This window comes from Enterobacter sp. JUb54 (genome assembly GCF_014298075.1).
Lineage (GTDB): Bacteria > Pseudomonadota > Gammaproteobacteria > Enterobacterales > Enterobacteriaceae > Klebsiella > Klebsiella lignicola.
This window is the reverse complement of sequence record NZ_CP060418.1, coordinates 4,491,756-4,501,378: the sequence shown is the minus strand read 5'-3', so window position 1 is coordinate 4,501,378 and position 9,623 is coordinate 4,491,756. Positions and strand designations below refer to the sequence as shown.

The following is a 9,623-nucleotide window of genomic DNA, read 5'->3' as shown; positions in this document are numbered from 1 at the left end:
GATAAGATCGTCGCGAGTGTAGATCCGCGCGCTGAGAAAATCAACGTCCGGTCGTGCTACTTGCTCCTTGTTCAAGCGCCTCAAGAATCGAGCAGTACACGCTGCTATGTGCACTCCCGCAACAGGCGTCATTGAGTCGTTGCAGAGAACGGCGCATCGATTGCAGTTCTTTAATGCGTGCTTCCACTTCACCCAAACGAGCCAGCACGATGCCTTTAGATTCCTGGCAAGTGTGATGCTCAGGATCGACGCGGATCGACAATAATTCGCGGATCGCTTCCAGAGTGAAGCCTAACTGGCGGGCATAGCGAATAAAACGTAAACGTTGAAGATCTTTCTCGGTATACAGCCGAAAACCACCCTCGGTCCGGACATCGTGAGCCATCATATGCTGCTTTTCATAGTAGCGAATGGTATCGGGAGTCACATCCGCCAGTTTCGCGAGTTCACCAATACGGTACATGCTTACTCCTTATCAATTTTGTTATGTAGCCTGTCCGCATATTCACCCCGCAAAAAATCAGTACTCAGTCCAGCCTGGCGAAGCTTTAGTTCAAGCAATGCAAGCTGACGGCTCAGCTCAGCGTGTTGTGGGTCATCAGGGCGGACAGTTTTAAGCAAATCAGTCAGGACAACAGCTTCCCGACGTTGCTCAAGTTCTGGTGGCAGACAACCGGCGTTTTTGAGTAGCCGATAGCCGGCCCGCAGTTCAGGTGGGACATGCAGATCGTCGTCTAGCGTCAGCGGTTCTCCACGGCCGGGTAGGTCGTCGAACTCGCCTTTGCGCTGGGCGTCAAGGATATGGCGTTCTGCCCACTGATCCAGTAACCACATCATACGGCTCCGGGGATGAACAAAAAGAATACAGCTATTGTAGTGAAGCTAGCATAACGAGGATATAAAAAAACCCGCCGAGGCGGGTTCTTTTACGTTACTACAGATTACTCTGCAGCAGCTTCTGCTTTCAGCTCAGCACGATCAACCAGCTCGATGTATGCCATCGGCGCGTTGTCGCCTGCACGGAAGCCACACTTCAGAATGCGAGTGTAACCACCGGCGCGGCTCGCAAAACGCGGGCCCAGCTCGTTAAACAGTTTTGCCACGATCTCGTTATCACGAGTACGGGCGAATGCCAGACGACGATTAGCAACGCTATCAGTCTTGGCAAGAGTAATCAGCGGCTCAACTACGCGACGCAGTTCTTTCGCTTTCGGCAGGGTCGTCTTGATGATTTCATGACGAACCAGCGAACCAGCCATGTTACGGAACATAGCCTGGCGATGGCTGCTGTTGCGGTTCAGTTGACGACCACTCTTACGATGGCGCATGACCTTATCCTTCTCAGTAAAACCTTAACCTGTGATCCGGTTACTCGTCAGCAATGCTTGCCGGTGGCCAGTTTTCCAGGCGCATGCCCAGAGACAGACCACGTGAAGCCAGCACGTCTTTAATCTCAGTAAGAGATTTTTTACCCAGGTTCGGCGTTTTCAGCAACTCAACCTCGGTACGCTGTACCAGATCACCGATATAGTGGATAGCTTCTGCCTTGAGGCAGTTAGCAGAGCGGACAGTCAATTCGAGATCGTCAACAGGGCGCAGCAGGATCGGATCGAATTCTGGTTTCTCTTCTTTAACTTCCGGCTGACGTACATCACGTAAGTCAACGAAAGCTTCAAGTTGTTCTGCCAGGATGGTTGCCGCACGACGAATCGCCTCTTCAGGATCGATTGTGCCGTTGGTTTCCATTTCGATGACCAGCTTGTCCAGGTCGGTACGCTGTTCTACACGCGCTGCTTCAACATTGTAGGCAATACGCTCTACTGGGCTGTAGCATGCGTCGACCAGCAGACGGCCGATTGGGCGCTCATCTTCTTCCGAATGAATTCGGGCAGAAGCCGGCACATAACCACGACCGCGCTGAACTTTGATACGCATGCTAATAGCTGCGTTCTCATCGGTCAGGTGGCAGATCACATGTTGCGGCTTGACGATTTCGACATCACCGTCATGGGTAATGTCGGCTGCGGTCACAGGGCCAATGCCAGATTTATTCAAAGTAAGGATGACTTCATCTTTACCCTGAACTCTCACCGCAAGCCCTTTCAGGTTGAGCAGGATTTCAAGGATATCTTCCTGAACGCCTTCTTTGGTGCTGTACTCGTGCAGTACACCATCAATCTCAACCTCGGTCACCGCGCAACCCGGCATCGATGAGAGCAGAATACGGCGCAGTGCGTTACCCAGAGTATGGCCAAAGCCACGCTCTAAAGGCTCAAGGGTCACCTTGGCGTGCGTCGAACTCACTTGCTCGATATCGACCAGGCGCGGTTTTAGAAACTCTGTCACAGAACCCTGCATTGTGTCCTCTCTTTGGTACTAAGCTTTACTTGGAGTAAAGCTCGACGATCAGGTGTTCGTTAATGTCCGCAGACAGATCAGAACGTTCCGGCTGACGCTTGAACGTACCTTCCATCTTGCCAGCATCAACTTCCAGCCAGGTTGGCTTTTCACGCTGCTCAGCCAGCTCCAGAGCGGCTTTCACGCGAGATTGCTTTTTCGCTTTCTCACGAATGCTAACAACGTCGTTCGCTTTAACCTGATAAGAAGCAATGTTAACAACACGACCGTTTACCATGATAGCTTTGTGGCTAACCAGCTGACGTGATTCAGCACGAGTCGCGCCGAAGCCCATACGGTATACAACGTTGTCCAGACGACCTTCCAGCAGAGCCAACAGGTTTTCACCGGTGTTGCCTTTCAGACGTGCTGCTTCTTTATAGTAGTTACGGAACTGACGCTCCAGCACACCGTACATACGGCGAACTTTTTGCTTTTCACGCAACTGCACACCATAGTCAGACAGACGCGGTTTACGCGCACCGTGCTGGCCAGGAGCTTGTTCAATTTTACACTTGGTATCGATCGCGCGAACGCCAGACTTAAGGAACAGGTCTGTGCCCTCACGACGGCTCAGCTTGAGCTTAGGACCCAAATATCTTGCCATTTTCTTTCTCCAACAATCCTAGAAACGAGCGCGTTATACGCGACGTTTTTTCGGCGGACGACAACCGTTATGAGGGATCGGAGTCACATCAGTAATATTAGTGATGCGGAAACCAGCGGCGTTCAGTGCACGAATAGTAGATTCGCGACCTGGACCCGGACCTTTGACCATAACTTCCAGATTCTTGATGCCGTATTCTTTTACGGCTTCAGCGCAACGCTCTGCTGCAACCTGAGCTGCAAACGGAGTGGATTTGCGTGAACCACGGAAACCGGAACCACCGGCTGTTGCCCAACCCAGTGCGTTACCCTGACGATCAGTGATGGTAACGATGGTGTTGTTAAAAGAAGCATGGACATGAGCCACGCCATCAGAGACTTGTTTTCTTACACGCTTACGTGCACGAACTGGTGCCTTTGCCATTATTCAATCACCCCGATTATTTCTTGATCGGTTTACGCGGACCCTTACGGGTACGTGCGTTGGTCTTAGTACGCTGACCGCGAACCGGAAGACCACGACGATGGCGTAAACCACGATAGCAACCAAGGTCCATCAGACGCTTGATGCTCAGGGTGATTTCACGGCGCAGATCACCTTCAACGACAAATTTGCCTACTGCTTCACGCAGGGCTTCAATTTGTTCTTCAGACAGCTCACTGATCTTAACATTTTCAGCGATACCCGTGTCAGCACAGATGGCTTTAGAGCGGGTCTTGCCGATACCGAAAATTGCAGTTAATGCGATTACGGTATGTTTTTGATCAGGAATGTTAATGCCTGCTATACGGGCCACTATGCACTCCTACTATTTAATATGTACGCACCATGCTGAAAAGCCCGTTTTCAGGATACTCAAATGGAAACGTACAGACATACAAAAGATTGGCTGGCTAATCTAGCCAGCTCAATCCAACTTTGCAAGAAAAATATGCGAAAAAATCAGCCTTGGCGCTGTTTATGCTTTGGCTCGGCACTGCAAATCACACGGATGACACCATCACGCTTAACGATTTTGCAGTTACGGCATAATTTCTTGACGGAAGCACGAACTTTCATTTTTACTCTCCGTAACTTCTCGGGCGGTCTGTTAGCGGCCGTAGCCTTTCAGATTCGCCTTCTTCAATGCAGACTCGTACTGACTTGACATCATCAGAGTTTGCACTTGAGCCATAAAGTCCATAATCACAACGACAACAATAAGCAGCGAGGTTCCACCGAAGTAGAACGGCACTTTCATTGCATCACGCATGAACTCCGGGATCAGGCAGATAAAGGTAATGTACAGCGCACCAACCAAAGTCAGACGAGTCATTACTTTATCGATATACTTCGCCGTTTGCTCTCCCGGACGAATTCCTGGTACAAATGCACCGGACTTCTTCAGGTTATCTGCTGTTTCACGCGGGTTGAAAACCAACGCCGTGTAGAAGAAACAGAAGAAGATGATCGCAGACGCATAGAGTAACACATAAAGCGGTTGCCCAGGCTGCAAATACAGCGAAATTGTTGTCAGCCAGTTCCAACCGGTTCCGCCCCCGAACCATGACGCGATGGTTGCTGGGAACAGAATAATGCTGGAAGCGAAGATTGCCGGGATTACGCCCGCCATATTCACTTTCAACGGTAAATGTGTGCTCTGTGCAGCATAGACACGACGACCTTGCTGACGCTTCGCGTAGTTCACCACAATGCGGCGTTGACCACGTTCTACGAATACAACAAAGAATGTCACGGCAAATACTAATACTGCAACCAATAGCAACAGGAGGAAGTGCAGGTCGCCTTGACGCGCTTGCTCGATAGTATGGGCGATGGCTGGCGGGAGACCCGCAACGATACCAGCGAAGATAATGATCGAGATACCGTTACCGATACCACGTTCAGTAATCTGTTCGCCGAGCCACATCAGGAACATGGTTCCTGTGACCAGACTGACAACAGCGGTGAAGTAGAATGCAAAGCCTGGATTCATTACCAGGCCTTGCATACCAGGCATATTCGGCAGACCGGTAGCAATACCGATCGACTGGAATATCGCCAACACCAGGGTACCGTAGCGGGTGTACTGGCTGATCTTACGACGACCAGACTCCCCTTCTTTCTTCATCTCTGCTAGCGGTTGGTAAACAACGGTCAGCAGCTGGACAATAATCGATGCCGAAATGTACGGCATGATACCCAAAGCAAAGATAGAAGCACGGCTGAGAGCACCACCAGAGAACATGTTGAACATTTCAATGATGGTGCCTCGCTGTTGCTCAAGCAGTTTGGCAAGTACAGCGGCATCAATACCAGGGATCGGAATAAAAGAACCAATACGGAATACAATCAGCGCACCGATAACAAACAAAAGTCTGCGTTTCAGTTCGCCAAGTCCACCTTTGGCACTTTGAAAATCTAATCCCGGTTGCTTAGCCATCTGCTACTTATTCCTCAATTTTACCGCCAGCAGCTTCGATAGCAGCACGAGCACCTTTAGTCACACGCAGGCCACGAATAGTTACCGGACGAGCTACCTCGCCAGACAGGATCACTTTCGCGAACTCGATCTGGATACCGATAATATTAGCCGCTTTCAGCGTGTTCAGGTCGACTACATCGCCTTCTACGTGAGCCAGATCAGACAGACGAACTTCTGCAGTGATCATTGCTTTACGAGAAGTGAAGCCGAATTTCGGCAGACGACGGTACAGTGGCATCTGACCACCCTCGAAACCGCGACGTACGCCACCGCCAGAACGAGAGTTCTGACCTTTGTGACCACGACCACCGGTTTTACCGAGGCCAGAACCGATACCACGACCCAGGCGTTTACCCGCCTTTTTGGAGCCTTCGGCCGGAGACAGAGTATTTAAACGCATCTCTTACTCCTCAACTTTAACCATGAAGGAAACCGCGTTGACCATACCACGAACAGCAGGAGTATCCTCGCGCTCTACGGTGTGACCAATACGACGCAGACCCAGGCCAAGCAGCGTTGCCTTGTGTTTCGGCAGACGACCGATTGCACTGCGGGTTTGAGTAATTTTAATAGTCTTTGCCATGGTTTATTTCCCCAGAATTTCTTCAACGGATTTACCACGCTTGGCAGCGACCATTTCTGGAGAATTCATATTTTCCAGGCCATCAATAGTTGCACGAACCACGTTGATCGGGTTGGTGGAACCATATGCTTTGGCCAGAACGTTATGAACTCCAGCAACTTCCAGAACGGCGCGCATTGCACCACCGGCGATGATACCGGTACCTTCGGAAGCTGGCTGCATGAATACACGAGAACCCGTGTGAACACCTTTAACCGGGTGCTGCAGGGTGCCGTGGTTCAGCGCGACGTTAATCATATTGCGACGGGCTTTTTCCATCGCTTTCTGGATCGCTGCTGGAACTTCACGCGCTTTACCGTAACCAAAACCTACGCGGCCATTACCATCACCAACAACAGTCAGAGCTGTGAAGGAGAAAATACGACCACCTTTAACGGTTTTAGATACGCGGTTAACCGCGATCAGCTTTTCCTGCAGTTCGCCAGCTTGTTTTTCGATGTGAGCCATCTTACACCTCTACCTTAGAACTGAAGGCCAGCTTCACGGGCAGCATCTGCCAGTGCCTGGACACGACCATGATATTGGAACCCGGAACGGTCAAAGGAAACATCTTTGATGCCTTTTTCCAGAGCGCGTTCAGCAACAGCTTTACCCACAGCTGCAGCCGCGTCTTTGTTACCGGTGTACTTCAATTGTTCAGCGATAGCTTTTTCTACAGTAGAAGCAGCTACCAGAACTTCAGAACCGTTCGGTGCAATTACCTGTGCGTAAATATGACGCGGGGTACGATGTACCACCAGGCGAGTTGCACCCAGCTCCTGGAGCTTGCGGCGTGCGCGGGTCGCACGACGGATACGAGCAGATTTCTTATCCATAGTGTTACCTTACTTCTTCTTAGCCTCTTTGGTACGCACGACTTCGTCGGCGTAACGAACACCCTTGCCTTTGTAAGGCTCAGGACGACGGTAGGCGCGCAGATCTGCTGCAACCTGGCCGATCACCTGCTTATCAGCGCCTTTCAGCACGATTTCAGTTTGAGTCGGACATTCTGCAGTGATACCGGCCGGCAGCTTATGCTCAACTGGGTGAGAGAAACCTAAAGCCAGGTTTACTACATCCCCTTTGACCGCTGCACGATAACCTACACCAACCAGCTGAAGCTTTTTAGTGAAGCCTTCGGTAACACCGATAACTACTGAGTTAAGCAGGGCACGCGCGGTACCAGCCTGAGCCCAACCGTCTGCGAAACCATCACGCGGACCGAAAGTCAGTGCATTATCTGCATGTTTAACTTCAACAGCATCGTTGAGAGTACGAGTCAGCTCGCCATTCTTACCTTTGATCGTAATAACCTGACCGTCGATTTTTACATCAACGCCGGCAGGAACAACGACCGGTGCTTTAGCAACACGAGACATTTTTTCCTCCGATTAGGCTACGTAGCAGATAATTTCGCCACCAAGACCAGCCTGGCGCGCTGCACGATCAGTCATAACACCTTTAGAGGTAGAAATAACCGCGATACCCAGACCCGCCATAACTTTCGGCAGCTCATCTTTACGTTTGTAGATGCGCAGACCTGGGCGGCTGACACGCTGAATGCTTTCTACAACAGCTTTACCCTGGAAATACTTAAGAGTCAGTTCCAGTTCCGGCTTGATGTCGCCTTCAACTTTAAAATCTTCAATAAAGCCTTCTTCCTTCAGCACGTTGGCAATTGCCACTTTCAGCTTGGAGGAAGGCATGGTGACCGCAGCTTTATTCGCGGCCTGACCGTTACGGATACGGGTCAGCATATCCGCGATCGGATCTTGCATGCTCATCTGTCTTTACTCCCGTGATTCAATTGGTGACAATTACCAGCTAGCCTTTTTCAGACCCGGGATTTCACCGCGCATAGCGGCTTCACGGACCTTAATACGGCTCAACCCGAACTTCCGCAGGAAACCATGCGGACGACCTGTTTGACGGCAGCGGTTACGCTGACGAGACGGGCTGGAATCACGCGGCAGAGTCTGCAGCTTGAGAACAGCATTCCAACGATCTTCGTCGGTTGCGTTCACATCAGAGATGATAGCTTTCAGTTCAGCGCGTTTAGCGAAGAATTTATCAGCTAAAGCCACGCGCTTTACTTCGCGTGCTTTCATTGATTGCTTAGCCATTAAGTAACCCTACCTTACTTGCGGAACGGGAAGTCAAAGGCAGCCAGCAGAGCGCGGCCTTCTTCATCAGATTTCGCAGTAGTGGTAATGGTAATATCCAAACCACGAACGCGGTCGACTTTATCGTAGTCGATTTCTGGGAAGATGATCTGCTCACGGACACCCATGCTGTAGTTACCACGACCATCGAATGACTTAGCGGACAGGCCACGGAAGTCACGGATACGCGGTACAGCAATAGTGATCAGGCGCTCAAAGAACTCCCACATGCGTTCGCCACGCAGGGTTACTTTACAGCCGATCGGATAGCCCTGACGGATTTTGAAGCCTGCAACTGATTTGCGTGCTTTGGTGATCAACGGCTTTTGACCGGAGATTGCTGTCAGATCTGCTGCTGCATTATCCAGCAGTTTCTTGTCAGCGATCGCTTCACCAACACCCATGTTCAGGGTGATCTTCTCGACCCGAGGGACTTGCATGACAGAATTGTAGTTAAACTCAGTCATGAGTTTACCAACTACTTCGTCTTTGTAGTAATCATGCAGTTTCGCCATCGTACTACTCCAAATTACTTGATAGTTTCGCTGTTAGATTTGAAGAAACGGACTTTTTTGCCGTCTTCGAATCTAAAGCCTACACGGTCAGCCTTGCCGGTTGCCGCATTGAAGAGTGCAACGTTAGAAACCTGAATTGCAGCTTCTTTTTCAACGATGCCACCTGGTTGGTTCAGGGCCGGAACCGGCTTCTGATGTTTCTTAACCAGGTTGATACCTTCAACAATGAGCTTGCCGGAAGACAAGACATTCTTAACTTTACCGCGTTTACCTTTATCTTTACCGGTTAACACGATAACTTCGTCATCACGACGGATTTTCGCTGCCATGATTCGCTCCTTAGAGTACTTCTGGTGCCAGAGAGATAATTTTCATGAACTTCTCGGTACGAAGCTCACGAGTTACCGGCCCAAAAATACGCGTACCGATGGGCTGCTCGCTGTTATTGTTCAGAATAACGCATGCATTACCATCAAAGCGAATGACAGAACCGTCCGGGCGACGAACACCCTTCCTGGTGCGCACCACTACCGCCTTCAGCACATCACCCTTTTTGACCTTACCACGCGGAATTGCTTCTTTGATGGTGATCTTGATGATGTCGCCTACGCCTGCGTAGCGACGGTGCGAGCCACCCAGAACCTTGATACACATTACGCGACGTGCACCGGAGTTGTCGGCGACGTTCAGCATAGTCTGTTCTTGGATCATTTTAGTGCTCCGCTAATGTCAACTACTACTGAGACCCAAAATCGGGCCAATAAATATCCCCATATCGAGGGCGCGGCATTATAACACCGGAAATCGGATATGGGTAGAAAAAATAAACGGCTCATCGCTGAGCCGTTTATCCGTT

At 50.5% G+C, this 9,623-nt stretch carries 19 protein-coding genes; all 19 read right to left on the bottom strand.

Annotated features, from left to right (window positions below; genetic code table 11):
• Window positions 1–40 precede the first annotated feature (40 nt).
• Window positions 41–463 (bottom strand): Zn(2+)-responsive transcriptional regulator, encoded by a 423-nt coding sequence (gene zntR / locus HF679_RS20775; protein ID WP_123753629.1) that lies wholly within the window; start codon window positions 461–463, stop codon window positions 41–43.
• 2 nt (window positions 464–465) lie between these two features.
• Window positions 466–834: a DUF1992 domain-containing protein gene (locus HF679_RS20770; protein ID WP_123753630.1), complete on the bottom strand. Its 369-nt coding sequence runs from the start codon at window positions 832–834 to the stop codon at window positions 466–468.
• A gap of 107 nt (window positions 835–941) precedes the next feature.
• Window positions 942–1,328 carry a 50S ribosomal protein L17 gene (gene rplQ / locus HF679_RS20765; protein WP_004868344.1) on the bottom strand — a complete coding sequence of 129 codons (387 nt, stop codon included), beginning with the start codon at window positions 1,326–1,328 and terminating at the stop codon, window positions 942–944.
• 40 nt (window positions 1,329–1,368) lie between these two features.
• Window positions 1,369–2,358 (bottom strand): DNA-directed RNA polymerase subunit alpha, encoded by a 990-nt coding sequence (locus HF679_RS20760; RefSeq protein WP_002919219.1) that lies wholly within the window; start codon window positions 2,356–2,358, stop codon window positions 1,369–1,371.
• Between the two features lie 25 nt (window positions 2,359–2,383).
• A complete protein-coding gene (gene rpsD, locus HF679_RS20755; RefSeq protein ID WP_004868345.1) occupies window positions 2,384–3,004 on the bottom strand; it encodes a 30S ribosomal protein S4 in 621 nt (206 codons plus the stop codon).
• A gap of 33 nt (window positions 3,005–3,037) precedes the next feature.
• Window positions 3,038–3,427 (bottom strand): 30S ribosomal protein S11, encoded by a 390-nt coding sequence (gene rpsK / locus HF679_RS20750; RefSeq protein ID WP_004138423.1) that lies wholly within the window; start codon window positions 3,425–3,427, stop codon window positions 3,038–3,040.
• 16 nt (window positions 3,428–3,443) lie between these two features.
• Window positions 3,444–3,800, bottom strand: coding sequence for a 30S ribosomal protein S13 (gene rpsM, locus HF679_RS20745; RefSeq protein ID WP_123753631.1), 357 nt, complete (start codon window positions 3,798–3,800; stop codon window positions 3,444–3,446).
• 146 nt (window positions 3,801–3,946) lie between these two features.
• On the bottom strand, window positions 3,947–4,063 hold the full coding sequence (gene rpmJ / locus HF679_RS20740) for a 50S ribosomal protein L36 (RefSeq protein ID WP_000868187.1): 117 nt from the start codon (window positions 4,061–4,063) through the stop codon (window positions 3,947–3,949).
• Between the two features lie 31 nt (window positions 4,064–4,094).
• Window positions 4,095–5,426 (bottom strand): preprotein translocase subunit SecY, encoded by a 1,332-nt coding sequence (gene secY, locus HF679_RS20735; RefSeq protein WP_041142963.1) that lies wholly within the window; start codon window positions 5,424–5,426, stop codon window positions 4,095–4,097.
• A gap of 7 nt (window positions 5,427–5,433) precedes the next feature.
• Window positions 5,434–5,868, bottom strand: a complete 435-nt coding sequence (rplO, locus tag HF679_RS20730; RefSeq protein WP_123753632.1) for a 50S ribosomal protein L15 — start codon at window positions 5,866–5,868, stop codon at window positions 5,434–5,436.
• Window positions 5,869–5,871: 3 nt separating this feature from the next.
• Entirely contained in the window at window positions 5,872–6,051 is a 180-nt protein-coding gene (gene rpmD, locus HF679_RS20725; protein ID WP_001140434.1) for a 50S ribosomal protein L30, read from the bottom strand.
• A gap of 3 nt (window positions 6,052–6,054) precedes the next feature.
• On the bottom strand, window positions 6,055–6,558 hold the full coding sequence (rpsE, locus tag HF679_RS20720; protein ID WP_004106339.1) for a 30S ribosomal protein S5: 504 nt from the start codon (window positions 6,556–6,558) through the stop codon (window positions 6,055–6,057).
• A gap of 14 nt (window positions 6,559–6,572) precedes the next feature.
• Window positions 6,573–6,926 (bottom strand): 50S ribosomal protein L18, encoded by a 354-nt coding sequence (gene rplR / locus HF679_RS20715; RefSeq protein ID WP_000358960.1) that lies wholly within the window; start codon window positions 6,924–6,926, stop codon window positions 6,573–6,575.
• 9 nt (window positions 6,927–6,935) lie between these two features.
• A complete protein-coding gene (gene rplF / locus HF679_RS20710) occupies window positions 6,936–7,469 on the bottom strand; it encodes a 50S ribosomal protein L6 (RefSeq protein ID WP_123753633.1) in 534 nt (177 codons plus the stop codon).
• 12 nt (window positions 7,470–7,481) lie between these two features.
• Window positions 7,482–7,874, bottom strand: a complete 393-nt coding sequence (gene rpsH, locus HF679_RS20705; protein ID WP_004106343.1) for a 30S ribosomal protein S8 — start codon at window positions 7,872–7,874, stop codon at window positions 7,482–7,484.
• A gap of 33 nt (window positions 7,875–7,907) precedes the next feature.
• Window positions 7,908–8,213 (bottom strand): 30S ribosomal protein S14, encoded by a 306-nt coding sequence (gene rpsN, locus HF679_RS20700; RefSeq protein WP_002919667.1) that lies wholly within the window; start codon window positions 8,211–8,213, stop codon window positions 7,908–7,910.
• A 14-nt stretch (window positions 8,214–8,227) separates the two neighbouring features.
• Entirely contained in the window at window positions 8,228–8,767 is a 540-nt protein-coding gene (gene rplE, locus HF679_RS20695) for a 50S ribosomal protein L5 (RefSeq protein WP_041142966.1), read from the bottom strand.
• A gap of 14 nt (window positions 8,768–8,781) precedes the next feature.
• Complete coding sequence (gene rplX, locus HF679_RS20690) at window positions 8,782–9,096, bottom strand: 50S ribosomal protein L24 (RefSeq protein ID WP_041142967.1); 315 nt, start codon at window positions 9,094–9,096, stop codon at window positions 8,782–8,784.
• Window positions 9,097–9,106: 10 nt separating this feature from the next.
• On the bottom strand, window positions 9,107–9,478 hold the full coding sequence (rplN, locus tag HF679_RS20685) for a 50S ribosomal protein L14 (RefSeq protein WP_004160583.1): 372 nt from the start codon (window positions 9,476–9,478) through the stop codon (window positions 9,107–9,109).
• Window positions 9,479–9,623: the final 145 nt, after the last annotated feature.